Annotated in this window: 24 protein-coding genes; 7 read left to right on the forward strand and 17 right to left on the reverse strand. The window is 68.1% G+C overall.

The genetic code is table 11. The features are described 5' to 3' along the window. The first annotated feature begins 159 nt into the window (after positions 1–159). The gene (locus ACVMLK_RS00090) at positions 160–642 is read left to right on the forward strand and encodes a DUF4347 domain-containing protein (protein WP_457485272.1); all 483 of its coding nucleotides are present in this window, start codon (positions 160–162) and stop codon (positions 640–642) included. Between the two features lie 378 nt (positions 643–1,020). Here the strand turns inward: ACVMLK_RS00090 and ACVMLK_RS00095 are convergent, their stop codons facing one another. The 5 genes from ACVMLK_RS00095 to ACVMLK_RS00115 form a co-directional block, all read right to left on the reverse strand. Next, positions 1,021–3,027: an acetyl/propionyl/methylcrotonyl-CoA carboxylase subunit alpha gene (locus ACVMLK_RS00095; protein WP_457485273.1), complete on the reverse strand. Its 2,007-nt coding sequence runs from the start codon at positions 3,025–3,027 to the stop codon at positions 1,021–1,023. A 14-nt stretch (positions 3,028–3,041) separates the two neighbouring features. Then, on the reverse strand, positions 3,042–3,248 hold the full coding sequence (locus ACVMLK_RS00100) for a Clp protease/crotonase-like domain-containing protein (RefSeq protein ID WP_232477397.1): 207 nt from the start codon (positions 3,246–3,248) through the stop codon (positions 3,042–3,044). A gap of 10 nt (positions 3,249–3,258) precedes the next feature. Then, entirely contained in the window at positions 3,259–4,866 is a 1,608-nt protein-coding gene (locus ACVMLK_RS00105) for a carboxyl transferase domain-containing protein (protein WP_457485274.1), read from the reverse strand. A gap of 79 nt (positions 4,867–4,945) precedes the next feature. Next, positions 4,946–5,110 (reverse strand): hypothetical protein, encoded by a 165-nt coding sequence (locus tag ACVMLK_RS00110; RefSeq protein ID WP_457485275.1) that lies wholly within the window; start codon positions 5,108–5,110, stop codon positions 4,946–4,948. A 216-nt stretch (positions 5,111–5,326) separates the two neighbouring features. Next, a complete protein-coding gene (locus ACVMLK_RS00115) occupies positions 5,327–5,449 on the reverse strand; it encodes a hypothetical protein (protein ID WP_457485276.1) in 123 nt (40 codons plus the stop codon). Positions 5,450–5,533: 84 nt separating this feature from the next. On the opposite strand from ACVMLK_RS00115, the gene chrA reads away from it, so the two are divergent. After that, positions 5,534–6,787 carry a chromate efflux transporter gene (chrA, locus tag ACVMLK_RS00120; RefSeq protein ID WP_457485277.1) on the forward strand — a complete coding sequence of 418 codons (1,254 nt, stop codon included), beginning with the start codon at positions 5,534–5,536 and terminating at the stop codon, positions 6,785–6,787. 70 nt (positions 6,788–6,857) lie between these two features. Here chrA and ACVMLK_RS00125 read toward each other — a convergent pair whose 3' ends face one another. Together ACVMLK_RS00125 and nhaA are read right to left on the reverse strand one after the other, a co-directional pair. Further along, positions 6,858–7,883, reverse strand: a complete 1,026-nt coding sequence (locus ACVMLK_RS00125; RefSeq protein ID WP_198367840.1) for a class 1 fructose-bisphosphatase — start codon at positions 7,881–7,883, stop codon at positions 6,858–6,860. A gap of 13 nt (positions 7,884–7,896) precedes the next feature. Further along, positions 7,897–9,144, reverse strand: a complete 1,248-nt coding sequence (gene nhaA / locus ACVMLK_RS00130) for a Na+/H+ antiporter NhaA (RefSeq protein WP_457485278.1) — start codon at positions 9,142–9,144, stop codon at positions 7,897–7,899. Between the two features lie 63 nt (positions 9,145–9,207). Here nhaA and ACVMLK_RS00135 point away from each other — a divergent pair, with 63 nt between their 5' ends. Further along, entirely contained in the window at positions 9,208–10,137 is a 930-nt protein-coding gene (locus tag ACVMLK_RS00135) for a LysR substrate-binding domain-containing protein (protein ID WP_457485279.1), read from the forward strand. 27 nt (positions 10,138–10,164) lie between these two features. On the opposite strand, the gene ACVMLK_RS00140 is transcribed toward ACVMLK_RS00135, so the two are convergent. The 3 genes from ACVMLK_RS00140 to ACVMLK_RS00150 all read right to left on the reverse strand — a co-directional run bounded on the left by ACVMLK_RS00140 (position 10,165) and on the right by ACVMLK_RS00150 (position 13,734). Then, positions 10,165–10,818, reverse strand: coding sequence for an N-acetyltransferase family protein (locus ACVMLK_RS00140; RefSeq protein WP_457485280.1), 654 nt, complete (start codon positions 10,816–10,818; stop codon positions 10,165–10,167). Continuing rightward, the gene (locus ACVMLK_RS00145) at positions 10,815–12,053 is read right to left on the reverse strand and encodes an MFS transporter (RefSeq protein WP_457485281.1); all 1,239 of its coding nucleotides are present in this window, start codon (positions 12,051–12,053) and stop codon (positions 10,815–10,817) included. The genes ACVMLK_RS00140 and ACVMLK_RS00145 overlap by 4 nt, the downstream gene beginning before the upstream one ends. 658 nt (positions 12,054–12,711) lie before the next feature. Then, entirely contained in the window at positions 12,712–13,734 is a 1,023-nt protein-coding gene (locus ACVMLK_RS00150; protein ID WP_457485282.1) for a TniQ family protein, read from the reverse strand. A gap of 213 nt (positions 13,735–13,947) precedes the next feature. On the opposite strand from ACVMLK_RS00150, the gene ACVMLK_RS00155 reads away from it, so the two are divergent. Next, positions 13,948–14,385 carry a hypothetical protein gene (locus ACVMLK_RS00155; protein ID WP_099097328.1) on the forward strand — a complete coding sequence of 146 codons (438 nt, stop codon included), beginning with the start codon at positions 13,948–13,950 and terminating at the stop codon, positions 14,383–14,385. A gap of 506 nt (positions 14,386–14,891) precedes the next feature. Here ACVMLK_RS00155 and ACVMLK_RS00160 read toward each other — a convergent pair. Beyond that, entirely contained in the window at positions 14,892–15,371 is a 480-nt protein-coding gene (locus tag ACVMLK_RS00160; RefSeq protein WP_198368135.1) for a hypothetical protein, read from the reverse strand. A gap of 116 nt (positions 15,372–15,487) precedes the next feature. On the opposite strand from ACVMLK_RS00160, the gene ACVMLK_RS00165 reads away from it, so the two are divergent. Then, on the forward strand, positions 15,488–16,423 hold the full coding sequence (locus ACVMLK_RS00165) for a hypothetical protein (protein ID WP_109517846.1): 936 nt from the start codon (positions 15,488–15,490) through the stop codon (positions 16,421–16,423). Between the two features lie 18 nt (positions 16,424–16,441). Here the strand turns inward: ACVMLK_RS00165 and ACVMLK_RS00170 are convergent, their stop codons facing one another. Both ACVMLK_RS00170 and ACVMLK_RS00175 read right to left on the reverse strand, forming a co-directional pair. Next, positions 16,442–17,023, reverse strand: a complete 582-nt coding sequence (locus ACVMLK_RS00170; protein WP_457485283.1) for a PIN domain-containing protein — start codon at positions 17,021–17,023, stop codon at positions 16,442–16,444. A 21-nt stretch (positions 17,024–17,044) separates the two neighbouring features. After that, positions 17,045–17,497: a helix-turn-helix domain-containing protein gene (locus ACVMLK_RS00175; RefSeq protein ID WP_181378189.1), complete on the reverse strand. Its 453-nt coding sequence runs from the start codon at positions 17,495–17,497 to the stop codon at positions 17,045–17,047. Between the two features lie 268 nt (positions 17,498–17,765). Between ACVMLK_RS00175 and ACVMLK_RS00180 the strand changes: the two genes are divergently transcribed. Together ACVMLK_RS00180 and ACVMLK_RS00185 are read left to right on the forward strand one after the other, a co-directional pair. Next, positions 17,766–18,176: a hypothetical protein gene (locus ACVMLK_RS00180; RefSeq protein WP_146201915.1), complete on the forward strand. Its 411-nt coding sequence runs from the start codon at positions 17,766–17,768 to the stop codon at positions 18,174–18,176. Between the two features lie 21 nt (positions 18,177–18,197). After that, positions 18,198–18,617, forward strand: coding sequence for a hypothetical protein (locus ACVMLK_RS00185; protein ID WP_109517850.1), 420 nt, complete (start codon positions 18,198–18,200; stop codon positions 18,615–18,617). 467 nt (positions 18,618–19,084) lie between these two features. Here the strand turns inward: ACVMLK_RS00185 and ACVMLK_RS00190 are convergent, their stop codons facing one another. The 4 genes from ACVMLK_RS00190 to ACVMLK_RS00205 are packed head-to-tail and all read right to left on the reverse strand — an operon-like array spanning position 19,085 to position 24,996. Then, positions 19,085–20,923: a TniQ family protein gene (locus ACVMLK_RS00190; protein ID WP_457485284.1), complete on the reverse strand. Its 1,839-nt coding sequence runs from the start codon at positions 20,921–20,923 to the stop codon at positions 19,085–19,087. Between the two features lie 31 nt (positions 20,924–20,954). Beyond that, entirely contained in the window at positions 20,955–21,986 is a 1,032-nt protein-coding gene (locus tag ACVMLK_RS00195; protein ID WP_176559964.1) for a TniB family NTP-binding protein, read from the reverse strand. 5 nt (positions 21,987–21,991) lie between these two features. Further along, positions 21,992–24,235 carry a hypothetical protein gene (locus tag ACVMLK_RS00200; RefSeq protein WP_141563268.1) on the reverse strand — a complete coding sequence of 748 codons (2,244 nt, stop codon included), beginning with the start codon at positions 24,233–24,235 and terminating at the stop codon, positions 21,992–21,994. Next, entirely contained in the window at positions 24,232–24,996 is a 765-nt protein-coding gene (locus tag ACVMLK_RS00205; protein WP_141563269.1) for a hypothetical protein, read from the reverse strand. Before ACVMLK_RS00205 ends, ACVMLK_RS00200 begins: the two co-directional genes overlap by 4 nt. Positions 24,997–25,299: the final 303 nt, after the last annotated feature.

The raw sequence follows: 25,299 nt of genomic DNA on the forward strand, positions 1-25,299 counted from the left end.
GGCTCAGGCGGGGGCGTTCGCCGGGCCAATGCGCTGGAGAAGAGGCCGGAAGGCGCCGCGCCGCCCAGTAGCGCGAGCCTCCGGAAAATCTTCCGGCTGTCAGCGATTCCTTCATGGGTGAGGAACAGAATAGGCACATCCAGAATGGAGCGCTCAGCCATGGTTCAGAATGAACCCCGCATCACCCGCCTCACCGTCCTCGATCCGCGCCAGGCCGGATGGTCCCAGGCGGTGATCGCCGCCGCCGCCGACACCATGGTGCAGGTGCTGGACAGCCGGCGCGACGGCCTGCGCCAGGTCCTGGAGCTGGCGGCGGAGCTGGCGCCGCTCGAGATCATCGACCTGCCCGAGCATGGCGGCGCCGGCCGCATCGTCCTGGGCACCTCCATCCTGGACGCCCAGAGCCTCGGCGGCCAGGAGGACCTTCTGGAAGAGCTGGGCCGCTGCCTGACGCCGGACGGCACGCTGCGGATCGGCGGCAGCAACGCCGGCGGCAGCGTCGGCGCGCGGCTGATGGCGATGCTCGCCCGTGCCCTGGGCCGCGATGTGCGCGCGCCCGGAGCGCGCCGCGCCCAACCGGGCATGCCCATCGCCTGGGCCGGGCCCGGCCTGCCCGGCAGCCCGCGTGCCCTCCTGCATTGAAGAAATGTCCACGGCTCCGGCGTCGGAAGTCCTGGGACGCCTGCGCGAAGCGTTGTCCTCCGGGGGATGGGGCGGATGCCGCTGACCCCCTCCGACGCGGTGCTGTGTCTGCTGGCCGGCAGCCCCTCGCCCTCCTAGGGGCGGCCCAGCCCGCAGGAGACGTGGCCGCGCACGCGTAACCCGTGTCCCCGCGCCTGGGCCGCCACCGGCCCGAGGCGCCGCAGGATCTTCTCGACCGAGCAGTTGATGTTCCCCTGCGAGAGGCCTTCTGGCGCCGGACCGGCAGCCGAGCCGGCGGCATCCATCAGGGCGACACGAAGCCGCCCGTCTCGATGCCCGTCGGCCCGACCTCCACCACGCCCACCGGCGGGGGCCCGCTCACGAGGCCGCCTCCGCGGCGAAGGTCACCAGCTCGGTCCCTTCCTCCACCATCTCCTCGGCCTGATGGCGCACGCTTTCCACGCAGCCATCCATGGGCGCGCGCAGCGTCAGCTCCATCTTCATGGCCTCGATCACCACCAGAGGCGCGTTCTTCGCCACGACGTCGCCGGGCCGCACCAGCACGCGGGCAATACGCCCAGGCACGGGAGCCCGGACCCGGTCGTTGCCCGCCGTCTCCGTTCGTGGCGGCGCCAGCGGGTCCACAACCTCCAGCACATGGTTGCGACCCTTCAGCACCACCGTCAGCGTTGCGCCCTGCCGCACCACCCGCAGGCGGCGCGCCACGCCATCCAGCAGCAGAACCGATTCGCCTTGCTCCTCCGCGAGCTCGGCTGTCACCGGCCCGCCGGGCAGATCCAGCCGATAGCGCCCCGCGGCCATGGGGCGGGCGCGGATGGCAACCCGCTCGTCGTCAGCCTGCCGGATGTGCAGGTCCTGGTAGCCCTCCCCGTTCATCCGCCACGCATCGGCCTGCGCCCAGGGGGACCACGGGTCGCCGTCGCCGGCCCGCGACGCTGCCTGCTGATCCTTCAATGCCGTGAGAGCCGCGGCCGCCCAGACGATGGCATCGTCAGTCCGGGCCGCCGCCACGGGCATGAGCGCGGCCGCGTGGCGCGCGATGAAGCCGGTGTCCAGTTCCGCGGCCGCGAATGCCCCATGCCCGGCGATGGCGCGGAGCAGTTCCAGGTTCGTCTGCAGGCCGACCACCTCGTACTCCGCCAGCGCGGCGGCCAGACGCCGGACGGCGGCGGGGCGGTCCTCGCCCCGGACCACCAGCTTGGCGATCATGGGATCGTAGTTGGGCGTGATGCTGTCACCCTGGCGCACGCCGGTGTCCACCCGGACCTCGCCCGGCACTTCCGTGGGCTGACGCAGGTGGGCCAGGGTGCCCACGGCGGGCATGAAGTCCCGCGCGGGGTCCTCGGCGTAGACGCGCGCCTCGATCGCGTGCCCGTGCAGCCGGAGACCGTCCTCCCGCACCGGCAGGGGCTCGCCGCACGCCACGCGGAGCTGCCATTCCACCAGGTCCAGCCCGGTCACCATCTCCGTCACCGGATGCTCGACCTGCAGCCGGGTGTTCATCTCCATGAAGAAGAAGGCGTCGCCCTCGGCGATGAACTCCACCGTGCCCGCGCCGACATAGCCGACGGCCCGTGCCGCGGCGACGGCGGCCTCGCCCATCGCCCGGCGCCGCATCGGGTCCATGCCGGGGGCGGGGGCCTCCTCGATCACCTTCTGGTGCCGCCGCTGGATGGAGCAGTCCCGCTCGAACAGCGAGAGCGTGTTGCCCTGCGTGTCGGCGAAGACCTGGATCTCGATGTGCCTGGGACGCGTCAGGTACTTCTCGATCAGCACGCGGTCGTCGCCGAAGGAGGCCAGCGCCTCGCGCTTCGCGCCCTCGATGGCGGCCTCCAGCTCGCCTGCCGCCGGGACAATCCGCATGCCCTTGCCGCCGCCCCCCGCTGAAGCCTTGATCAGCACAGGATAGCCGATCCGCGCCGCCTCCCGCGCCAGCAGCGGCAGATCCTGCGCCTCCCCATGATAGCCCGGCACCAGCGGCACGCCGGAGCGCTCCATGAGCGCCTTGGATTCCGCCTTCGAGCCCATGGCGCGGATGGCCGATGCGGGCGGGCCGATGAACACCACGCCCGCCTCGCCGCAGGCCGCCGCGAAGTCGGCATTCTCCGACAGGAAGCCGTAGCCCGGGTGGATCGCCTCGGCGCCCGATCGGCGCGCGACCTCCAGGATGTGCTCGCCCACCAGGTAGCTCTGGCGCGCGGGCGCGGGTCCGATGGGCCAGGCTTCGTCGGCCAGCCGGACGTGCCGGGCCCCGGCATCGGCCTCGGAATAGACCGCCACGGTCGCCACGCCGAGGCGCCGGGCCGTGGCGATCACCCGGCAGGCGATCTCGCCGCGGTTGGCGATCAGGATCTTGCGGAACATGGGCTTTCCCTCCCTCAGCCCTGCCGCCAGGCGGGCGGGCGCTTGCCAAGAAAGGCGGCAATGCCTTCCCGCCCCTCGGCGGAGGCCCGGCGCGAGGCGATGCGCCGGCCTGTTTCCTCCCCCAGCGCCGCATCCACCGGCCGTCCCCCGCACAGGAAGACGAGGTCCTTGGCGTCGGCCTGCGCGCCCGGGGCGCCCTGGAGCAGGACGATGCTGCTCATCGGCCCGCCCTCACATCCGGAACACGCCGAAGCGCGTCGGCTCGATCGGCGCATTCAGGCTGGCGGAGAGGCCGAGCGCGAGGACACGCCGCGTGTCCGCCGGGTCGATCACCCCGTCATCCCAGAGGCGGGCGCTGGCATAGTAGGGGTGCCCCTGCCGCTCGTACTGCTCGCGGATCGGCGCCTTGAAGGCTTCCTCCTCCTCGGCCGACCAGGTGCCGCCGCGGCCCTCGATGCCGTCGCGACGCACGGTGGCCAGCACGGCGGCGGCCTGCTCGCCACCCATCACGCCGATGCGGGCGTTGGGCCACATCCACAGGAAGCGCGGCGAATAGGCACGGCCGCACATGCCGTAGTTCCCGGCGCCGAAGGAGCCGCCGATGATGATCGTGAACTTCGGCACGGCGGAGGTGGCCACCGCCGTCACCATCTTGGCGCCGTCCTTGGCGATGCCGCCCGCCTCGTACTTCCGGCCCACCATGAAGCCGGTGATGTTCTGCAGGAACACCAGCGGGATGCCGCGCTGGGAACACAGCTCGATGAAATGCGCGCCCTTCTGCGCGGATTCCGAGAACAGGATGCCGTTGTTGGCGACAATGCCGACAGGATAGCCCCAGATGTGGGCGAAGCCGCAGACCAGCGTCGGGCCGTAGAGCCGCTTGAACTCGTCGAACGCGCTGCCGTCCACCAGGCGGGCGATCACCTCTCTGACATCATAGGGTGTGCGCGCGTTGGCGGGCACGACGGAATACAGCTCCTCGGGCGCGTAGCGTGGCGGCTCGGGCTGGCGCAGCGTCAACGCGGGACGCTTCACCGTGTTCAGCCCCGCCACCACCCGCCGCGCGATGCCGAGCGCGTGCGCGTCGTTCTCCGCGAAATGGTCGGTGACGCCGGAGATGCGGCTGTGCACCTCGGCGCCGCCCAGTTCCTCGGCGCTCACCACCTCGCCCGTGGCCGCCTTCACCAGGGGCGGCCCGGCCAGGAAGATGGTGCCCTGGTTGCGCACGATGATGCTCTCGTCGCACATCGCGGGCACGTAGGCGCCGCCCGCGGTGCAGGAGCCCATCACCACCGCCACCTGCGCGATGCCCTGCGCCGACATATTGGCCTGGTTGAAGAAGATGCGCCCGAAATGGTCGCGGCCGGGGAACACCTCGTCCTGGTTCGGCAGGTTGGCGCCGCCGCTGTCCACCAGGTAGATGCAGGGCAGCCGGTTCTGCTGCGCGATCTCCTGCGCCCGCAGGTGCTTCTGCACCGTCAGCGGGAAATAGGTGCCGCCCTTCACCGTGGCGTCGTTGGCCACGATCATGCATTCCCGCCCCGCCACGCGGCCGATGCCGGTGATGATCCCGGCCGACGGCACCTCGCCGCCATACATCCCGTGCGCGGCGAACTGCCCGACTTCCAGGAACGGCGAGAGGGGATCGATCAGCGCGCGGATACGGTCCCGTGGCAGCAGCTTGCCGCGCGATACGTGCCGTTCACGCGACACCTGCCCGCCGCCGAGGCGAACCCGCTCCGCCTGCGCGCGAAGGTCCTCCACCAGCGAGCGCATGTGGCGCGCGTTCGCGGCGCATTCCGGCGAGCGCGCGTCCAGCTCCGTCTGCAGCACCGCCATCAGCTCCTCCCCGCCGTCATCGGCACCGTGAGCGGCCCTGTTCTTCCATGCCGCCTTCGTCGCGCGCTGCCCTGTGCGGTCACTTCCCGGTCCCCCTGTCGATGGCGCCCCGTTCGCGCAGCGCCCGGATTGCCTCCTCAGAGTAGTTCAACTCGTGCTGGAGGATGTCCGCCATGTGCTGGCCCAGCAGCGGCGGCGCGGCCAGCGGCGCCTGCGGGCTGCCGGGGAACTTGATGGACGTCATGCGCCTCCAGGATGGCCTGCCATTCCGCGACCCTGCGCGTGCGGGTGCGGGCGCCGAGGCCGAGGCGCTCCATCACGCCCGGGCGGAAGTTCTCGATCAGCAGTCAGGTCCAGCACCCGAAGCCCCGCGAGCGGGCCTCCCCATGCGACGGCCTCGTCCCCGGCCGTGGCGCCCTGCTGCATCGGTTGATCCACGACGGCTCCCTCCCACACCGGCCTACTGCGCGGTCAGCCCCAGATTCCGCACGATCGGCTCCCAGATGGCATAGTCCCGCCGCATCAGCGCCACCAGGCCGGCGGGTGTCCGGCGCGGCCGGCGCTCCGCCTCGCCAGGTTCCACCAAGCCAACTCCCATCGGGACTGTCACTGGAGTGTAGGCTTCGGCCGCGCATGATCTGCCGGAAGAATCGCCGAGGGCCCACCCATGGACACATCTGCTCGCTCCACCACCGGACCCGACGGGGAGGGAGAAGCTACGGCGCGGAGCTCCTTTCTCGAGATCCTGCTGGTCTTTCTTCGTCTCGGGCTGACCTCGTTCGGCGGGCCGATCGCCCACATCGGGTACTTCCGCGAGGAGTTCGTCACCCGGCGCCGCTGGATCGACGAGACGGGGTATGCCGATCTCGTGGCCCTTGGACAGTTCCTGCCCGGCCCGGCCAGCAGCCAGGTCGGCTTCGCGCTCGGTGTGCTGCGCGGCGGCCTGCCGGGAGGCGCGGCGGCATGGCTCGGCTTCACCATGCCCTCCGCGCTCGTGATGCTGCTGGCCGCCTACGGTGTCGATGCCCTGACCGGCGGCGCGGGCGCGGGCGTCGTGCATGGCCTGAAGCTGGTGGCCGTCGCCGTGGTGGCGCAGGCGGTCTGGGGCATGGCAAGTGGCCTCTGCCCGGACCGACCCCGCGCCACCCTGGCCATCCTGGCCACCATCGCCCTGCTTCTCCTTCCTTCGGCAGTGACCCAGCTGGGCGTCCTCCTGGTCGGTGCCGTCATCGGCCTGGCCTTGTACCGCCACGTGGCGGCGGCGGGATCCGACGTCAACCTGCCCTTCCGGGTGCCGCGCGCCGCCGCGCTTTCCGCCCTTGCGCTGTTCCCTGTTCTGCTGGTCGGCCTGCCGCTTCTGGCGGTGGCAACCGGGTCGCATGCCGTGGCGACGGTGGACGCCTTCTATCGTGCCGGCTCCCTGGTCTTCGGGGGTGGCCATGTGGTGTTGCCGCTGCTGGAGCGGGCCATGGTGCCGGCCGGCTGGATCTCGGCGGATGGCTTCCTGGCAGGCTACGGCGTCACCCAGGCCGTGCCCGGCCCGCTCTTCACCTTTGCGGCTTTCCTCGGCGCGGCGCAGGCCCTTTGGCCCAATGGCGTGCCGGGCAGCCTCCTTGCGCTCCTGGCGGTGTTCCTGCCCGGGATCCTGCTGATGTACGGCATGCTGCCCTTCTGGGATGCCCTGCGGGGGCGCCCGGGCGCGCGCGCCGCCCTGATGGGCGTGAACGCCGCCGTGGTCGGCATCCTGGCGGCAGCGCTGTTCGACCCGATCTGGACGTCGACCGTTCGGACTCCGGCGGACTTCGCGGTCGCGCTGACGGCTTTCGCCGCGCTGGTCCTTTGGCAGGTTCCGGCGTGGCTGGTGGTGGTGATGACCGGTATCGCGGGCTGGGCGGTATCCACCCTGCTCGGCGGCGCGTGAGGAGGCTCACCCCGCTGTCGGCAGGCGATCGCAGGCCTTCCGCCGGCTTCTTCGGCCCCGCTGTCTGCCCTCAACCCGCCGCGTCATGCCCGGGAGTGAGATACTCCGTCACCATGGCCACTTCCGCGGCACAGCCCGTGATGACCGCGACGCGCTGGTGCAGGCTCGTCGGCACGATGTCGAGGATGCGGCCGGTGCCGTCGATGGCCGCGCCGCCCGCCTGCTCGATGATCATGCCCAGCGGGTTGGCCTCGTACATCAGCCGCAGCTTGCCCGAACGGCCCGGCTCCCGCGCGTCCCAGGGATAGAGGAAGATGCCGCCGCGGGTCAGGATGCGCTGCACGTCGGCCACCATGGACCCGGTCCAGCGCATATTGAAATCCACGCCGCGCGGCCCGTCCTTCCCGGCGAGGCAATCCGCGACGTAGCGCTGCACGCCCGGCGCCCAGTGCCGCTGGTTGGACATGTTGACGGCGAACTCCCGGTACCCGGCGGGGATGGTGATGTTCGGCTGCGTCAGCACCCAGGAGCCGACCTCGCGGTCTAGGGTGAAGCCGAACACGCCCTTGCCGAAGGTCAGCACCAGCGTGGTCTGCGGGCCGTAGATGGCATAGCCCGCCGCCGCCTGCTGCCGCCCCGCCTGGAGAAAGTCGGCCTCCGTGACGGCACGCCCGGATGCCTCCTCCGGCGCCTTCAGCACCGAGAAGATGGTGCCGACGCTCAGATTGACGTCGATGTTGCTGGAGCCGTCGATCGGGTCATAGACCAGCAGGTACTCGCCCTTGGGGTAGCGGTGCGGGATGGGGTGGATGGCCTCCATCTCCTCGGAGGCCAGGGCGGCCAGGTTGCCGCCCCACTCGTTGGCGTCCAGCAGGATGTCGTTGGCGATGACGTCCAGCTTCTTCTGCACCTCGCCCTGGACGTTCTCCTGGCCGAGGCTGCCGAGCACGCCGCCGAGCTCGCCCTTGTTGATGGTGTGGCTGATCGCCTTGCAGGCGCGGGCGACCACCTCGATCAGCAGGCGAAGCTGCGGCGGCAGGTCGCCGCCCTCCCGTTGCTGCTCGATCAGGAAGCGGGAGAGGGTGACGCGCTGCATCCGGTCGGTTCCTTCAGGCATTGGCGTAGCGACGGCCCTGGGCCGCAAGGGCGAGCACCACCGCGCCCAGGACACCGGACAGGACCGACCCGGCGATGACGCCGATCTTCACGGCGTCCTGCATCCCGGGTTGGTCCGGGAAGGCCAGCAGGCCGATGAACAGGCTCATGGTGAAGCCTATGCCGCAAAGCAGCGCCGTGCCGTAGAGTTGCAGCATCGTCGCGCCCGCCGGGGCCGCGGCCAGCCCGGCGCGCAGGGCCAGCCAGGTGCCGCCGAAGACGCCGAGCTGCTTGCCCAGGAACAGACCGGCGGCCACGCCGATGGACACCGACCCCATCGCCACCTCCGGCGCCACGCCGCCGAAGGACACGCCCGCATTGGCGAAGCCGAAGATGGGCAGGACGATGAAGGCCACCGGCAGGTGCAGTGCGTGCTCCAGCCGGTGCAGCGGCGAGATGGTCGTGTCGTCCGGCATGCCCTTGCGGTTCCGCAGCGGGATGACCAGCGCCAGCACCACGCCCGCCAGGGTGGCATGCACGCCCGACTTCAGCACCAGCATCCAGAGCAAGACGCCGAGCGCCAGGTAGGGCCAGAGGCGCGTCACCCCCGCCCGGTTCAGGCCGATGAGCAGGGCCACCACCCCGGCCGAGCCGCCCAGCATCGGGAGCGACAGCTCGGCGGTGTAGAACACGGCGATGATCAGGACGGCGCAGAGGTCGTCGAGGATGGCCAGCGCGGCCAGGAACACCTTGAGGGAGGCGGGCACGCGCGGCCCCAGCAGGGACAGCACGCCAAGCGCGAAGGCGATGTCCGTGGCCGCGGGCACGGCCCAGCCCCGCAGGGCTTCGGCATTGCCGAGGTTGAAGGCGACGTAGACCAGCGCCGGGACCGCCATGCCGCCGAGCGCCGCGATGCCGGGCAGGATACGGCGGCCCCAGGTGGCCAGCTGGCCGTCCAGCATCTCGCGCTTGATCTCCAGCCCGACCATCAGGAAGAACAGCACCATCAAGGCGTCGTTGATCCAGTGCAGCAGGCTGAGCGGGCCGATATAGGCGCGCAGGGCAGCCTGGTAGCCCGGCGCCGCACCGGAATTGGCAACCAGCAGGGCGAGGGCCGAGGCGAACATCAGCACCAGCCCACCGGAGGCGCTGTGGTCGAGGAAGGAGCGGAACAGGGAGGGCTTGCGCCCCGTTGCCTGAATGGTGTCGGCTTCTGGCACGGTGGGGACCTCGTGGTGCTCGGCGAAGGCGAATAGCCACACCCGATCCCTGGGAAGAAATCGGAAGTTCTGCCTTCCCTTATAGAAATTCTCTATAAGTCGGCCATGCCCCGCATCCAGCAGCTCCGCTACCTCGTGGCCATCGCCGACACCCTGAGCTTCAGCCGGGCCGCCGAAGCCTGCCACGTCACCCAGCCGACGCTGAGCATGCAGGTGAAGGAAATGGAGGACCGGCTGGGCGCCCGGCTGATCGAGCGCACACGCGCCCGCGTCATCCTGACGCCGGCCGGCGCCGAGATCGCCCGGCGGGCCAGGACGATCCTGGCGGAAGTGGAGGACATCCGGGAGATCGCGCGGCGGGACGATCCCGAGGCGCTCCAGGGCACCCTGCTGTTCGGGGTCGTCCAGACCGTCGGCGCCTATGTTCTCTCGGTCGCGATGCCCACCCTCAAGGCCGGGTTCCCGAACCTGCGCATCGGAGTCCGCGAGGACCGCATGGAGAACCTGCCCGAGAAGCTCTCCGACGGCACCTTCGAGGCCCTGCTCATGGCGGACGAACCTGGCCACGCCGATTTCACCTCGGTGCGGCTCCTGCGGGAACCGCTGCACGTCGTGCTGCCATCGGATCACCGGCTGGCCGGATGCGAGATGATCGACCCGGAGGACCTCGCGGGAGAGACCATCCTGACGATGGAGCGCGGGCATCGCATCCACGACCCCATCGCGGCGCTCTGCGAAAGGGTGGGCGCGATCCATGCGCGCGACTACGCCGGCACGACGCTGGACACGCTGCGCCTGATGGTGGCGACCGGCATGGGCATCACCCTGCTGCCAGCGCTCTACGTCCGGTCCGACGTTCTGCGGGAGAAGCTCGTCGTCGCCCGCCCGCTGTCGTCCGGGGCACCGGTCAGGAACCTCACCATGTCCTGGCGCAGCACCTCTCCCCGGCACAGGACCTACGCCCTGCTGGCCGCCAGCATCAGGGAGTGCATCGCGCCGTGGGGGTTGGAGAAGCAAGGCAACCCGGTCTCGTAGTGTGTCGGCTGGCCACGACAGGCCGCCCTAGCGCGGCTCCTGTCCATGCGGGCCGGGCAATCCGTCCCCCGGCAACTGCTCGGCGGCGGGCGCGGATCCGTCGCCATCGCCGAGCGCCTTCTGCATCAGCACAGTGTCGAGCCAGCGTCCATGCTTCCGCCCCACTGACCGCAACGTGCCGGTCAACTCGAAGCCGAACGCCCTGTGGAGGCGAATTGACGCCTCGTTCGCGCTGTCGCCGATGACGGCCACCATCTGCCGATAGCCGAGCACGGTGCATTCCTCGATCAACGCTCGAAGCAGGCGGCGGCCGATACCGCGGCCCCGGGCCTCCTCCTTGATGTAGACCGAGTTCTCCAGCGTATTCCGGTAGGCCGGCCGAGGTCGGTAGGCGCCTGCATAGGCATAGCCGATCACGCTGCCGTCGGCGCCTTCGGCGACAAGATAGGGAAGGCCGCGCCCCAGGATGGCGGTCCGGCGCTGCCGCATGTCCTCAGCCGACGGTGCCTCCGTCTCGAACGTGGCGGTGCCATGGAGCACGTGGTGCCGGTAGATGGCGGCGATTGCGTCCATGTCGGCCTCCGTGGCGGGCCGGATGGTTACCGCGGCGGGCTGGCCGGCAGGAGCGGCTGTGTTCGGAGCGGTCACGAAAGCCTCATCCTTGTTCGGGGTGGCGATCAACAGCGTCGAAGCGCATGGGGCAACAGTACCAGCACCATCAGGATGTTCAGCCCGGCAGCCGCGCACAGCACGGCCAGCGTGGTGGAGGCGCCGAAGCCGTCCAGCAGCCAGGCTCCCAGAAAGGGCGAGGCGGCCTGCGCGACCAGGGTCGGCATGGCGATGCGTCCCATCAGCACGGCGTAACCTTCCTGGCCGAACAGGGCCAGCGGCACGGTGCCGCGGGCGATGGAGCGGATGCCGCTGCCCATGCCGTACAGGACGATGCCCGCCGCCGCGACCCCCGGCGCGCCGGCCAGCATGCCGAGCCCGACCGCCACCAGCACCGCGGAGACGAGCAGGCTCCAGATCGGGTGCGCCTTCCTGCCGAAGAGCATCTCCAGCAGGCGGGCGCTGACCTGGGCCGGGCCGATCAGCGTGCCCAGGGCAACGGCGGTCCCCAGCGCCAGTCCTTGCGACTGCAGCAGCGTCAGCAGGTGGACGGACAGCACGGTCATGATGACCGCCGCCAGGGTGAACCCCGCCGCCAGCATGAGGAAGGCGTAGCGCTGGCCCGCCCGCACATGGCCCGCCGCCGAGGCGGCCCTGGCGGCCGTGGGTGCCGTGGGTGCCGTGGCGGGCTTGGCGGCTTCGCGCGGCACGCCGAGCAGGTAGAGCGGCAGCACGACCGCGAGGTGGAGGGCGGCATAGGTCAGGCAGGCGCCGCGCCAGCCCAACTGGTCCACCAGCAGGGCGCTGAGCGGCCAGCAGACCGTGCTGGCGAAGCCGCCAAACAGGGTGAGGTGGGTGATGGCCGAGCGCGCCTGCTCGCCGTAAAGCCGCCCCAGCGTCGAGAAGGCCGGGTCGTAGAGCCCGGCGCCCATGCCCAGGCCAAGGACCACCCAGGCCAGCACGAAAACGGGCAGGCCGGGCGCCAGTCCGAGCAGGAGCAGGCCGCCGGAGAGCAGGGCGGCGCTGGCCGCGAGCACAGGGCGGCCGCCGCGCCGGTCGATGAAATGGCCGATGCGCGGCGACACCAGGCCGGACACCAGCATCCCGACCGAGAGGGCGCCCATGATCCAGGTCAGCGGCCAGCCGGTGTCGGCGGCGATCGGCCCCGCCAGCACCGCCAGCAGGTAGTAGGAGGACCCCCAGGCCAGGATCTGGCCGACACCAATGGCCGAGACGACCGCCAGCCGGTTCCGGCGCGCCGCCGCAGGGGAAGGGGAAGCGTCTTCCGGCATCGTCGCCTGGCTCATCCGGCTGCGCCGGCCGGCGTGGTCAGCGGCGCAGCCGCGGCGGAACAGCGGGAAGTCATCTGGCGGTCTCCGCGGGGCTGCCCCGGCGGGCGATGCAGGAAGTCGCGGCGAGGCTCAGCATCGGCAGGTCCCCTTGGCCCGGTCCGTGAAGTCCGGGGAAGGGCGGGCGGCGCGGAGGGCAGGTTCCCTGGACATGGAAGCAGGCTATGCCTTGGGGGCCAGGTATCAAGGCGGCTTTACGCCGAAGCGTTCCCGCCCTGTGCCTTCTCCGGAAAGGGAATGGAGACGATCATATAACGGCGCGCACTTAGATGGACTGCGCACGCCGTAACCCTTTGATCTGCGGCGTGCGCCTCTGCACGTTCCACGGACAGGCGCACGGCTTTCTTCAGACTCGGAGCCACCGAGTGCGCCAATCCCGAGACCAGAAAATCTGCCAACAATGTCAGGGTGTTAATGGCTTGGCGATGGTGAGTTCTTCGAAGCCTGCCGCGCGCGGCAAGTTGTGGTGCCGGACGAGGTAGGAACGCGAGCAGCTGAAGCCGAAGCATCCACTATGCGGCTAGATACGGGAGTTACCCCGCCTCGCCGGAGGCCGCGATGGCGTGCCGCGAGCAACCTGAGTCTCGGTGTCTGAGTGCCTTATCCAAGCTAAGGCTCAAGGGCTCCGCGCGTCCAACTCTCGCGCCGCGCGCCTGTAGTCCTTCACTGCCTGCTTGATCGCCCACCCGCCACCGTTGGGCAGCGGCGTCGCCCAGCGCACGATGCCCTTGGTCACCTTTTGCGTCGCCGTGGTGACGTCCGTGAGATGGAGCCTCCGCATGTTGTCGAGTTCGGCGTGAAATCCCGCGGGCCAGTTCCGGACCGCTGCCAAAGAGCGGGCCAGCGCCTCATGCGGCGGCACCTCGACGTCGCCCATGTTCTCGAAGCCGAAGAAATACCGCCGCGGGCGCGTCGCGGCCGCGTCGAGCCCAAGGCGGACCAGGAACTCGATAACTTGGGCGTGCGCCATGTTACGGAACGGCGGCAGGGCCAGGACGCCGGTCCCCTCCTCGGTGAACTGAGGATCGCCCAACAATCCCTGGACGCAGGCCGTGGCGTTCGCCTGCTCAGGCGTGACCGGCGCCGCCGGGGCTTTCGTCAGGTCGCCGCCCTTTCGGCAGCCACACCATGCTAAACCGTTGCCTTTCCACTTGATCGGGTTCTCGCACGCATGACACTTGTCCACGAGGGCTTTGCGGTGGACGGGGCATGATGAGATAAAGGACAGGTCCCAGACGGCTAGGTGCCGTCCGCGTTCAGCCAGACACTCGGGGCACACCTTGCGCCCCTCTTGCAACCCGAAGTCCAAAGCGCTGCCGGGAAGCTCGTGGTTCCAGAACAGGACAAAGGGGGAGTGCGGGTCGCCGCGCCAGAGCGGCAGCAAGGATTCAAAGGGAACCGACGCCTCCAAGGCAAGCCTCTCGACAGAGTTGAGAGACGCACGTGACGCGAGTCCCTTGAAGCCCAATCGCTCACCCAGGGCTTTCGGCGTCTCTGTCCGCCGCCGATTGGCGAGACGGAAGATGTAGCTTTGGAGGCTTTCGTCCGCGGACGGTGTCAGGCCAAGGCTGTGTGGACGTGGCGCACCCTCTGGCGACAGGTAGCCTGGCGGGAGGCGCGGCTGTGGCGGTAGCGGCATGGCGCCGCACACTACAAGGACAGCACGCCTACAGTCGATCGGCAGGCGAGGGCGAACAGTCCCCTAATCCTACCGCCACACGCTCGACGTCGCCCAACGTAGCCCGACGCAAGCCTTAGGCGACGCAATTCCGATTAGGAAACAAGGATAGGTTTTGGCGTCATTTCGGCTGCTGGCGGCCCATCCCGGGCGCGGTCGCGCGCGGGGTCATCGATGGCTGAGCTGAAGATTGGCGACAGGCTGACGTTGCCCCACCAGTACGCCCTGGACGAGCAGGTCGCCGGGAACCCCATCCGCCAGCTGCTGCACCTGGCCCGGACCGCCACGGTTGCTGCCCGCCGCCTGAACGCCCGGGGTGCGCCAGACGGCTTCACCCTCGACATCGAGGGGGGCGGGTCCACCCTGCTGCTGGACCGGAAGCCCAGGGGTGACGAAGGATTCGAGCAAGCTCTGGTCTGCAGGCCCGGGCGCCTGCCTGCCGACCCGGCGGCGCAGTCCGCGGAGCTCGGCGCAGTTTGGACCAAGGTTAGCAAGGGTGCCTCCGAGTGGCAGGCACCGGGAGCGGCGGCGGAAGCCGCGAGGGTGTCGTGGGCGGATCCTGCAGGGTTTGAGCTGGGACGCCGCCGTCTGGTTCTGCCCTGGTTTCATTGACGATCACGAGGGCCGCAAGCGGAAGTCAGCCTAAGCAGTCGCAGCCTGGTCACGTCGACAGGTATGCCTTCCCTTGATAATGCTTCGCCTCTCCATCGAAGGGGAACTGAGTTGGCGAGTAACGAAGATCCGCGAGCGCGTGGCACAAAGCAAGCGGCGGATGAGGACGGTTCGGCGACGGGCAAGTCTGGCAACGGTGGTTCTGGCGGAGAGGCCGAAAGCGGATCCGGATCTGGATCCGGTGCTGCCTCCGGTCACCTCAATGCAATGGAGCGTTCGAAACTTCGGCGCCAGGTCAGGGAAGCTATTCTTAAAGATCTGCAGGCGATGAAATCGCAGGGCACTGGCGATGACACCCGTAACGCAAAACTGAGCAGCGTTCAGAAGCAGACCTTGCTCAACAGCTCGCGGTGGCCATTCCTCGTTTATCGCCTTGAGCCTCCTGTTCCCTCGGCCTTTGTATTGTTCCTGTACATTCCTGGGGGCGCTCCGCAGCGGATTGGATACTACGCCACGGACAAGGAAGTCGATGCGGCCATCGAGCGGCAATTATCCGAGACATCATCCGAGCCGGAGCACCGTCCCTTCGGTCGATGATCGCCACCATCTGATCGCAGCCGCTCCGTGAAGGCCATCAGTCGCCTCTGAGTGTCACGGGCGAGCGCACTGTGCGCCAACTGCCTGAGGCCTTCGGGCGTCTCGTACCAACTCAGGGCGCCGCGAAGATTGTCCATGGTCCAGAACGGATGCGGTGTTGGCTGATCCTTCGGCAGGAGCTGCCCAGAAGCCTTTGCCGCTTCCAACGCGGCGATGATGTTCTCAAGCCGCTCCTTCGCCTTTGGCGCCCGGATTCTTTTCAGAATCTCCGCGCGGCTCGGATCTGCCAGACCTTCGGCGATGAGCCAGAAGCTACCGCTCTGCACAGCGCCCTCGTAGGCATTGAGAAGGCGAGCTGCGTCGGACGCCCATCTCTGTCGCGGTGCCATCTTCGTGCCTCCAGCTGCATCCATTCGCCTCCCATGATAAGGGAGAGAGGCAGTAAGGGGAGCCCTTTCACCCGCGCCATGGACCTAAATGGCTACTAATCGGCCCTACCGCTCCCATGTCCGAGGGTGGGAAGCCGGGGACGGGGCTGAAGGGCTTCGGGAGCTACGCTGCAATCGTTGCGGCGCATATCGGGCCGGGTTGTGTCGCCTCAAGCACGCCTCCGGCAGGGGGCGACGACTCCAGATCCGCCGATTTCGAATTCCGGTTCGGGGCAAACGGCGTCCGCTACTTCCCCGCAGGCGGCCCACCGGCCTACATCAACATCGGCGGCAGGCGTACGCCGCTCGGCGACTGGCTGGCAGACAATCCCCCCTGGGTCCATTTCGCGAACGGCGCCGTGCTGCTCGATAATGAGCTGTTCTTCCCGCAAGGCATGACGGGGCGCATCCCGTACCCCCGCGAGCGCATCGCCGCCTGGGATTGGACGGGCACCGCCATCCGCAAGGAGTCGCAGAAGGCGCAGAAGCGCCCCGACGCGGTGCAGCACAAGGTGATCCGGCACCTGCTCGCGCAGACGGGGAACGAGGCGTTCGACATCGTCTTCGATGACGACGACGCGGGCGAGGCCGCCGACGTGGTCGCCATCAGGGCCACGCCCGACTGCATCGTCGTGCACCTCTACCACTGCAAGTACTCCGAAGGGGCGAAGCCGGGCGCGAGGCTGGACGACCTCTACGTGGTCTGCGGCCAGGCGCAGAAGTGCGTCCGCTGGCGGGACGACGCCGAGGCACTGTTCCGCCACCTTCTGTCACGCGAGGGCAAGCGCCTGGCGTGGGCGGCCCCGAGCCGGTTCGAGCGGGGCAACTTGGTCGCCCTGCGAAAGCTAGAGAGCATGATCCGCAGCGCCGAGCGGGAGTTCGCCGTCTTCATCGTGCAGCCGGGCCTGTCGCGTGCAGAGGCCGGGGGCGAGCACCTGGAGCTCCTGGCGGCGACGGAGACCTATTTGATGGAGACGTCAGGGATGTTGCTGGGCGTCATAGCCAGTCAGTAGTGCACCAGGCGCCTTGTCTCAGATGGAACCGAGGTGATCCCGGAGTGCCGTGGAGAGTTTCGCCATCCCGAACTTGGGCCCCGCAAGATAATTGACATACTCCGTGGCATTCATGGGTGTCCTCTTGAGGCTGGCACGGTGTGCCCGGAGGCCCGCGAGGGCCTCCGCCTGCTGACTGGCGAGTAGACCGGCGCAGAATGGATCCGGCCTGTGCTTCGCCAGGCGGTAGTGCGCGAGCACGGTTCCATGAAAGTCTTTGATGTTGTGGGTCACGATGCTGCCCGCTTCTGCGTTGACTGCGCTGGCGACGACGTGGGCATCCTTGCGCTGCGCGGCGGTTTTGCACATCGCCTGGATCATAGCCGTCAGGGAAGCGCTGCCTGGTACATTGGCGGCCGGAAAGGCCCTCTCCATCTCCGCGTGCCGATAATCAATCTTGTCCATCGGGATGCTCATGCTCAGGGCCAAGTTCCTCTTCCATTCGAGATGAATTTCGTCGGACCAAACCGGCTCGAACGCTTTTGCCTCGGCGAGGCAGAGCAGGAGATCGGTCAGCTTGCCTTGGAACAGGATGCAGGCATCTAAGACGGCGACTTCCATCTAGCTTCGGACTACCCTCGTTCAGAAGTCGTACTCATCCGTCAGTTGAGCGATGCTGTCGAGTGCTTCCCTCTGAGTTTTAGTGTGGGCCCGTTGGTAAGCCAGCACCTCGGTGCGGGATAGCTTGTTCCGGCTGTGAACCTTGCGCGGATGCAGCAATCCCTTCTCAATCAGCCTCATGACGGAGGGGCGGGACATCTGCAGGATAGCGGCAGCCTCCTGCGGGCTGATTTCATCGGGGAGGGGTGCCTGCTGCTCCGCCTTCGGGAGCCTGGACGCCACTGCACCGGCTCCCGCCGGACCCTTGAAGGTCATGCCCTCTAAGACCTTGAGCAGGACGCGCAGGGTGCCGGAATTCACCTCCACCTTCGCGTTCCCCCGCGCTCGCGCCACGGTCGACCGCAGCGCCCTCACCTCCCGCCTGACGCGGTCAAGTTCCTCCGCACTGGCCTGCATCTCAACCTGGGTCGCCATGGCTACCTCCAATTTCGGCTCCAATCTGGAGGTTATCTGCATTAATTGCAAGGTTTGCAGTAAATGAATGACCGAACGCCTGAGGCGCTAGGCGGGACCAAGGCGGACTGGACCTTGGAACAGGTGTCCTGAGACGCACCCACTCAGGCATCGTACACAGCCCTCCTCCTGAAGAACGCCTGCCGCCCGCCGTCCACGCGACCTCTCCATTGCCACGACACGCCGTAACCTGAAGCCCCGCAGGCGAAAGGGTATGGACATGCCGAGGGTGCTGCTGATCGAGGTTTCCTCGACCGAAGCGTTGCCGCTCGAAGAGTGCTGCGAGGCGGTTCAACTCCCTGCGGACATGGATGATGTCATGGCGGCCGCCCGCAACATGCTCTTGCTGGATGCCTCGCTGCGTCTCGAGCATCCCAAGCGGGTGAGCGATGGCTACGAAGTTCCGCTTGGTGCCCCCGGATGCACCGCTTGGATTGCCGAGGTCGACGGCAGGACCGCAAGGTCGTGGCGCAAATTTTGGGACAGTATTGGGAAACAGCGCCCAGAGACGGGGGGCATCGCGCTCCGCCCAGATGACGAGCGCCAGTCGGAAGCGCTGAGCGAGTTAATGTCTGAAGTCTCGCCTGAGGAAATGCGTTCGTCCCTCCTGGGCTCCTTTTCCCACGCTTCTGGCGGATGATCGTGTTGAGGGAGAGACGCAATGCATGACATCGAGATAGTCACCGTGCGCGCGGAAACCCACCGCGGGCCCCTCGACTTGGCCGTCCGTCGGGTTCGGCAGTCCTTGGGAGATGCGGGCAAACTGGGCTTGATTGAACGCGCGCTTGAGGTCGGCGACTCTGACCTTGCCGTTCGGTACCTGAGGGATTGGGCCACTGTGCTCGAGGCTAGTCCGGATAACAGTATCATGGACCGCGTCCGGCTGGCCTCGATGAAACTACAAAAGCTCCTGACGCACGAGGTCGTCCATGGTCGTTTCAGCCTGCTCGACCGCACCGCCCCGGAAATCGTGAGGTATGAACAGGAAATGCGTTGGAGAGGATTGCAGTCACGGTACAGCCCTCACCTGGAATGCATGCGGGGGGAACCGCGTGCAATTTGTTCAAAGGCCGATGAATAGTTGGCGGCCGCATCTCGAAAGAGAATGCGGCCTTCTTCAGGCTTGCTAACATCGACAATGATGCACGGTTCGTTGGGTGCACCGGCTCCCAGCGAGTAGATTTCCACATCGTAAGGCACGTCCGTTGGATCGATAGCAACTTCGACCGCGAGGTTCTCGGACTGATAGATTTCAAGCGTGGCCTGCTTTTCATCCGCTTAGGAGTCCTGGCCGCCCGCACGGAGGTCCGCAATCTCATCCACCTTCGCGTGGATGTCGGTCTCGAACTGGAATACCGCTTCGTGCGCCTCGTCAAGGGTGCCGCACTTACGTGCCAGAGGGCGGCCAAAGGCAAACGGGATGTATCGCCATCGACCCGAGATCCAGATTACCTGTGCCGAGGCATCCTCGGGAGGTACATTGTCATAGTCGAGCCACCACGGTAGCTGCCGAGAGGCCATGTTCTTCCCCAAGTCGAGCGCGCTTTCTTAATCCTCGGTGTCCGGTGCGACAACAGGCTGCTTTAATCCGGTTCCGGACCCATCCTCCACGAGTCCTTTCCTGAAAAACGCTTGCCGCCCGCCGTCCACCCCCGGCCCCGTCACCGGCAGCACCCCCACAGCCCGCAGGTCTGCCGCCAGCTTCCGCGGCGACGTGCCCCGCTCGCGCGCCAGTTCCGCGCCGGAGACGTACTCCGCCCGGAAGCGGTCGAGCTCGGTGGCCGTGACGGCGCCGCCCTCGCTCCTGAGCAGGCCGCGCCGGATCAGGTGCGCCACCACCTCGCGCTTGAGGCCGAGCAATGCGGCGGTGGCGTAGGCGCTGAACGGACCCCGCTCGAGTGGGGACGCCACCCTGCGCACGTCGGCCCGGTCGAACCGCAGGCGTTTGAACCCTATGGCGGCCTGGTCGTAGGCGGCCACCGGAAGGTGCCCCGCGAGCACCATGCCCACGAACTCGGGCAGCTCGACGCCGCGCCGCTTCAACGCACCAGCCGCCTCCTCGAAGCCGAGGAGTCCTGGCTCGAGGCCGGTGTCAGCCGGGGCGCCCTCCGCCATCCTTCCCGGCAGCCCCTCGATGCTGGCGCGCCGGAACGCCCAGCGGCCCCAGCCATCGGCCGCTGCCCGGTGAACCGCCTCAAGAACGTCTGCCTGCGCCAGCCGCCGCACCCGTGCCCTGGACACCCCTAGGGCGGCGGAGGCTTCGTCCAGTGTCAGCGCGTCGCGCAGGTCGGCCGCCAATCCTTCCACCTTCGCTCGGTCAATCACCGCCGGGATGCCGCGCCCCGTGCCGTCAGGCGTCGGCAGCAGGCCAGCCTCCGCGAGCCGCTTGGTCGTGGGCAAGGATCTGCCCACCATGCGCGCGACCTCCTTCAAGGCGACGCCGTCACCCTGGACGCCCAGCAGCAGCGAGCGGTGCATCCGGCGGCCCAGCACTGGGTCGGCGGCAAGGAATTGGCGGGTCGCCTCGGCCAGGGCGTCGCGGAACGGCCCGGCCTCCAGCATCGACAGCCAGCCGTAGTAGGCGCCCATGGTTTTGGTGGCGCCGAAGCATCCGGCACGGGCGGCCTCCACGGCCCGCGTCGCCGCAAGGAATCCGTGAAGGGGAACAGGCCATTCCTCGACCGCGGCAAGGCCAGCGCCGACGACGCGGGCCACGGCGTCCGGCCCGGACGCGACGAGGGTCTCGATGCGTCTTTCCTTGCGCCAAGCGGTCAGGAACATGCCGGTGACCATGACCAGGCGCACGAGGTCGGCCGGTCCGACGGCCAACAGGGCATGGGGCAACCACGGGATCGTCTCGCCCGTGGCCAGCGCCAGCACGCGGGCGCTTGCCTCTGCCTCGTCGGAGGGGACCGGCATTCCGGCGAGCGCCCGAAGGTCGGTTCCGCAGGCGCAGCGGGTGACGTCGGCCACATTCCACCCCAGCCCCCGACAGCGAGGTCTGTGGCACCTGTCCACGAAGCGCAGGGCGTGGTGGGAGCAGGCGGTCACCAGGGCGCAGTCCCAGGCGGCACGCTGGATGGGCGCCGCGACGAGACAGGCTGGGCAGGCGCGCCGCCGTGAGATGTCGATGAACTCGCGGTGGAGCTCACCGCCAAGGAAACGGTGGTGGGCGAGGCGACCTGTGGGGCGGTAGGTGGCGGCTTCGAGAGCGGCGGGATCGGCGCCGGACAGGGTCGCGAGGCCGCGTATGTCATCCCCAGAGGTGGCGGAGCCAGGCTGGCGCAGGCCGACATGGATGGCGAGGCGGTCGGCGCCGGGGAAGCGGGCGCGGCCCGCGAAGCGCATCATGAAACCAGGGATGCTCTCGCCCGGCACGATGCCCATGCCGAGCGAGAGTGGCTGTATGCCCATGTGCTCAGGGCCGGAAGTTATGGTGGCGGTCGCTGCGGCGGGTACGGCCGCGCAGGCGGGTCTTTTCGGGTCCCGTGTCGATGGTAGGCCCGACTGCCTCGGGGAAGGCGGGGCGCTCCGCCGTCCACACTGCCGACTTGCCGTATGCTTTCACCAGGTGGGCGTAGGTCAGCCTGTCCGCCTTCCCGGCCGCGACGTCGTAGACGGCCTCCGCAGCGGCGGTCTCGATGAGGGTCGCCATGTCGCCAAGATATCCCGATGCGGCACGGCACAGCGGATAGGCCATCTTGGCTCCTGCGAGGCCGGACAGCACGCCGAAGACGTTGTCCCGGAGGAACTCATCCCATTCCATCAACACGTCCTGCAGGAATTCGCGGCTTTCGGCGATGTCCCAGTCCAGCGGCAGGAGTTCGTGCCGGATGCTCGCCCGCCTTCGGAATTCCGCGTCGGCCTCCCTGAGCAGTAGGACGGATGCCGTACCGGCGATGATGAGGGACGGTCCGCCCTTGGCGTTCACGATGTACCGGCAGAGACTCGCGATGCGCTTGATGGCAGCGGTGTCCTTGCCTTCGAGGCACTGGCTGAACTCGTCAGCGACGACGAGCCTGTTCCCCACGTCCCGGCCCACCGCAACGATGTCCTCCTGGATGACGAGGCGCTTCCGGCCCCGACCTACGACGTGATCGATGCTCTGGCCGGTCAGCGCGGCGAACCAGACCTCGGCGACGTCCTTCTCGCTTCCGTTCGGCGCTTTGAAGTACAACACGTCTTTGCGGTCAGCGAATGCGCCATCCGGGCCAGCGATGGCTCGGGGTTGGTCGGGGAACTGGCTGGTGTAGTCCAGGACGAGCTTTGACTTACCGCTGCCTGACCCCCCGACAAGGAGAAGGATGCCAGCCTCGCCAGACGACCCATGGTCGCGGTGGTGGAGGCGACGAATATCTCGCTGGATTTCGTCCGACTTGTCAGTCGGCAGGTAGAGCTCGCGGAACCTGCCCGAGAGCCTGACGAGACGGTCGATTTCGTTCTGGTCCATGGTACTCATTGCCCTTCGTCGCCGCGCATGCGCTTCGCCTGCCGCCGCGGACGTGCCGCGCGGCCCTCGTCGCTTGTGTTCTCCGACTTCTCGGGCGCCGCCTGCGGCTCACTGGCGTCCGGTTGCGGCTGCACGTCGCCGGTGTCGTCGCCGGACGGCTGGTTGCTGTTCATCATCAGGAAGCGGACCAGGGCATTCCGCTTGAGCTTGGACAGCGATTTGCCGCTGGCCAGCAGCCGCGTGGCGTCCTCGAGCAGGGCGGCCTTGAGGGCCCGCAATTCGTCGGTGTCGTAGGTCCGCTCCAGGCGCCTATTGAATTTGAGAGTGATGTCGTGCTGGTGGAGGGTGAGACCGACCATCAGGCGACGATTGAAGGGTTCGACCTTTGCGATCGCACCCGTGAACGGGTTGACGACCCAGGCTTGCGACACATCGTGCTCGTCGAAGAGGACCTGGATTTTCGTGCCTTTGCGGTAGTTCGGGTTGGCGACGATCTGCCGGATGGCCTCGCCGTGCCACGTGAGACCTTGGGTGGTGACCCTTCCGCGCAGCGGCAGGCACATGTGCCGGTGGGTGAGCAGCACAGTCAGGTCGTGCTCGCTGCGGAGTGCCCGGGGCGGGTGCCTGTCCGTGTGCTCCTGCCAGCGGCGAAGGGGCACGTCGTCGATCCCGGTGTGCCACGACTTGGCGTAGACCATGGCGACCCAGGTCCAGAGGCGACGCACGAGGTCGGAGTACCGGATGATGGCATCCGGCTTCTCGGGGTCGTTATCCTCGCGGTGGCTGGGCGGGTTGGGTCCCGCAAGCGGCCGCTCCGCCTGTTCGCGGAAGTTCCGGATGAAGCGCTCGATGCACGCCTTGAGCTGCGGGTTCTCGCCCTCGGCGTAGTCCATGATCATGTCCAGGACCAGGGACGCGTTGCGCACGTGGTCATTATTCGTCGCCGCGGCCTGGTCGAAGAAGAACGACATCGGAACGCCGGTCGGGAACTCGTAGTCGAGGTTCGGTACGAGCTTCTTGAGGAAGCCCTTGGGCGTCATCGTCATCCGCAGGACGCTGAACCCGATGCCGAGGGTCTCGCCCGCGAAATGGACGATCAGCGCGAGCGGCATGCGGGTGAAGTGGTCGTAGGCGATGGAGACCCAGGCGCCGCCCATGTCCAGGCCGCTCCGGTCGTCCAGCACCCTGATCCGCCGCAGGCGGAAGTGATCGACCTCGACACGCTCCAGCGGGAAGGTCGTGACCACACCGTTGCCGATGGTGCGGACCTTGTCGAACTCCTTCTTGCCCTTGCGACGGCGGACGGCGACGTGCTGGTCAACTTCCTCGCGGATATAGCGGGCCACCTGGCTTTCGCTCGGACACCAGAGCTGGTTGTCCGGGTTCGCCGTGTTCCAGTTCGTCACCCGGTCGTTGAGCGCGCTCCAGACCTTCGACTTGCGGTTTTCCTGCCGCGTGAGCCAGACTAGTGTGATGGTCTCGATCAGCCACTGCTCGACCATAGCGGGCATCTTGCGCCCCCGCGGTCCCTGCCTGTCGAAGCGGGGCGCGAGGGCGCGGATGTCCCCGCCTGCCTGCTTCAACGTGTTGAGCCAGCCGTAGAACGTGCTGACGCCCGGGGCTTTCTGCCCGGTCGCCTTCGCGACCTGTTTCAGGAAGGCGAGGAGGGTCGCCTTGGAGACGCGGCCGCTGAGGTCGATGCGCTCGGCGACGGGGAGGTCCGGCATCCTCTCGCGGTAGAAGCGCTCCGGGTCACGGTACGCCTCCACGAAAACGGCGCTCCACTGCACCTTGGCTTTCATCGAGCTCGGCAAGCCGTCGAGCGGGACGCGGAGCACTTCCCGGATGCGCTCCGGCAGGTCCGCGTCAGGTGAATCGACGACCCAGCTCTCGCCGCGCCAGCACTCCTCCTGCCAGGCGATGTTGTTGACGACGGCGGTCTCGTCGGTCTTGACGTTCTCCAGGTGGATCAGGCCGCTCTTGAACAGCTTCACGCGCCAGACGCTGCCCTGGCGGTGGATGTAGGTGCCGCGGACGAGGCGCCGCCGGTCCAGCGGCTCCGGGACGGTCGGCTGGCGCAGGCTGCCGTTCTGCCAGTGCAGGATCCAGGAGGCGAGGCCCCAGGTCAGGACCTCGCCGGTCATCCGGTTGCGCAGGTCGAGGCCGTCGTTGTCGAGGCGCTCCACCATCCACGGGTGGCCGTCCCAACGGACGATCTGGCCCAGTCGGGGCAGGTATCGGTTGCTCATGTGCGCCACCCCTTAGTCCGCCAGGCCAACACGGGGGTGTCCGGTCCGAGCCCGGCCGAGATGTCGGCAACCACGAACCCGTTCGCGACCATGGACAGCAGCTGATGCCAGGTGGCGAGGCCATCCAGCAGCCGGTGCAACTCCCCAAGGGTGGCAGGGGCGTGACGCTCGGCCACGGTCGACACCGAGAAGGGCAGGGAGTCCGGCCACTGCCAGTAGCGGTAATAGAATAGGTCCTTGGCACCGGGCAGCGCGACGTCCTCGGTGACCTCGTCGCGGTTCGAGTGAACGAAGCCAAGACCCTGGCGCTCGCAGGCCGCGCGCATGGCGGCGAGGCGCTTCTTGCGGCGCGTGTCCGGCTTGGCCAGCGGGTGCAGGATTGTCAGCGCGTAGGAGCGCGTCTCCTCATGCACGATGAAGTCGGGGACGAATTTGAAGTCCTTGCCTTCCCAGTGGACTTCGATGGCCTCGGCTGTGGAGGTCCAGCCCAGCACCTCGTGCCGGGCGTCCAAGAGGAACGCGGCGTCGCGATGGTGATAACTCCGCAGGTGCTCGTAACGCCGCTTGCCCTTGGCTGGCGGGTAGTAAGTCGGGACCTGTGTCCGAGCCTTCGGTTGGTCCTGCTCTTCTTCCTCGGGTTCCTCGCCCCCGGCTTCTTTGCTGACAATCTTGCCTTTGGCCTTCCCCTTGGGGGGCTTGGCCGGGAATTTGGGGTTCCAGTTGCCGCGCGTCGGCACTGCCCCCAATGCGAATCGGCGCATCGTGGCTTCCAATCGTTTGAGCGTTCGGGATGCCGCCGGTGGGCGGCGTCAGACGGCGCGAGAACGACGTATCAGGGTGGGGAGCCGGAACTTGGCCCGGAAGCCTGGAAGGAAACCGCGCGCGCCACGCGGCGGCGTGCGCCGCGCCGTCGTCGGCGCAAAGGATTTGTGGTGGTGCATGATGTCCTCAGCGGTGAGGCCAGGAAAGCTGCAGGCGGGCACAGCGACGTGGGTGCCGTGCCGCAAATCCTCAGTCCGTGGCTATTCGCTTCGTGGAGATCATGGCTGCAGAGACGGCTGGCG

The sequence above is a fragment of the Teichococcus aerofrigidensis genome (assembly GCF_054073225.1).

What these genes read in the sequence shown, in the direction of transcription:
- ACVMLK_RS00090 (WP_457485272.1), top strand. Translation starts at nt 160, where the DNA reads ATGGTTCAGAATGAACCCCGCATCACCCGCCTCACCGTCCTCGATCCG.
- ACVMLK_RS00125 (WP_198367840.1), bottom strand. Translation starts at nt 7,883, where the DNA reads ATGCAGCGCGTCACCCTCTCCCGCTTCCTGATCGAGCAGCAACGGGAG.
- ACVMLK_RS00200 (WP_141563268.1), bottom strand. Translation starts at nt 24,235, where the DNA reads ATGAGCAACCGATACCTGCCCCGACTGGGCCAGATCGTCCGTTGGGAC.
- chrA (WP_457485277.1), top strand. Translation starts at nt 5,534, where the DNA reads ATGGACACATCTGCTCGCTCCACCACCGGACCCGACGGGGAGGGAGAA.
- ACVMLK_RS00175 (WP_181378189.1), bottom strand. Translation starts at nt 17,497, where the DNA reads ATGGCGACCCAGGTTGAGATGCAGGCCAGTGCGGAGGAACTTGACCGC.
- ACVMLK_RS00145 (WP_457485281.1), bottom strand. Translation starts at nt 12,053, where the DNA reads ATGAGCCAGGCGACGATGCCGGAAGACGCTTCCCCTTCCCCTGCGGCG.
- ACVMLK_RS00190 (WP_457485284.1), bottom strand. Translation starts at nt 20,923, where the DNA reads ATGGGCATCGTGCCGGGCGAGAGCATCCCTGGTTTCATGATGCGCTTC.
- ACVMLK_RS00150 (WP_457485282.1), bottom strand. Translation starts at nt 13,734, where the DNA reads ATGCCGCTACCGCCACAGCCGCGCCTCCCGCCAGGCTACCTGTCGCCA.
- ACVMLK_RS00105 (WP_457485274.1), bottom strand. Translation starts at nt 4,866, where the DNA reads ATGGCGGTGCTGCAGACGGAGCTGGACGCGCGCTCGCCGGAATGCGCC.
- ACVMLK_RS00185 (WP_109517850.1), top strand. Translation starts at nt 18,198, where the DNA reads ATGCATGACATCGAGATAGTCACCGTGCGCGCGGAAACCCACCGCGGG.
- ACVMLK_RS00160 (WP_198368135.1), bottom strand. Translation starts at nt 15,371, where the DNA reads ATGGCACCGCGACAGAGATGGGCGTCCGACGCAGCTCGCCTTCTCAAT.
- ACVMLK_RS00110 (WP_457485275.1), bottom strand. Translation starts at nt 5,110, where the DNA reads ATGACGTCCATCAAGTTCCCCGGCAGCCCGCAGGCGCCGCTGGCCGCG.
- ACVMLK_RS00155 (WP_099097328.1), top strand. Translation starts at nt 13,948, where the DNA reads ATGGCTGAGCTGAAGATTGGCGACAGGCTGACGTTGCCCCACCAGTAC.
- ACVMLK_RS00165 (WP_109517846.1), top strand. Translation starts at nt 15,488, where the DNA reads ATGTCCGAGGGTGGGAAGCCGGGGACGGGGCTGAAGGGCTTCGGGAGC.
- ACVMLK_RS00135 (WP_457485279.1), top strand. Translation starts at nt 9,208, where the DNA reads ATGCCCCGCATCCAGCAGCTCCGCTACCTCGTGGCCATCGCCGACACC.
- ACVMLK_RS00100 (WP_232477397.1), bottom strand. Translation starts at nt 3,248, where the DNA reads ATGAGCAGCATCGTCCTGCTCCAGGGCGCCCCGGGCGCGCAGGCCGAC.
- ACVMLK_RS00095 (WP_457485273.1), bottom strand. Translation starts at nt 3,027, where the DNA reads ATGTTCCGCAAGATCCTGATCGCCAACCGCGGCGAGATCGCCTGCCGG.
- ACVMLK_RS00205 (WP_141563269.1), bottom strand. Translation starts at nt 24,996, where the DNA reads ATGCGCCGATTCGCATTGGGGGCAGTGCCGACGCGCGGCAACTGGAAC.
- ACVMLK_RS00195 (WP_176559964.1), bottom strand. Translation starts at nt 21,986, where the DNA reads ATGGACCAGAACGAAATCGACCGTCTCGTCAGGCTCTCGGGCAGGTTC.
- ACVMLK_RS00170 (WP_457485283.1), bottom strand. Translation starts at nt 17,023, where the DNA reads ATGGAAGTCGCCGTCTTAGATGCCTGCATCCTGTTCCAAGGCAAGCTG.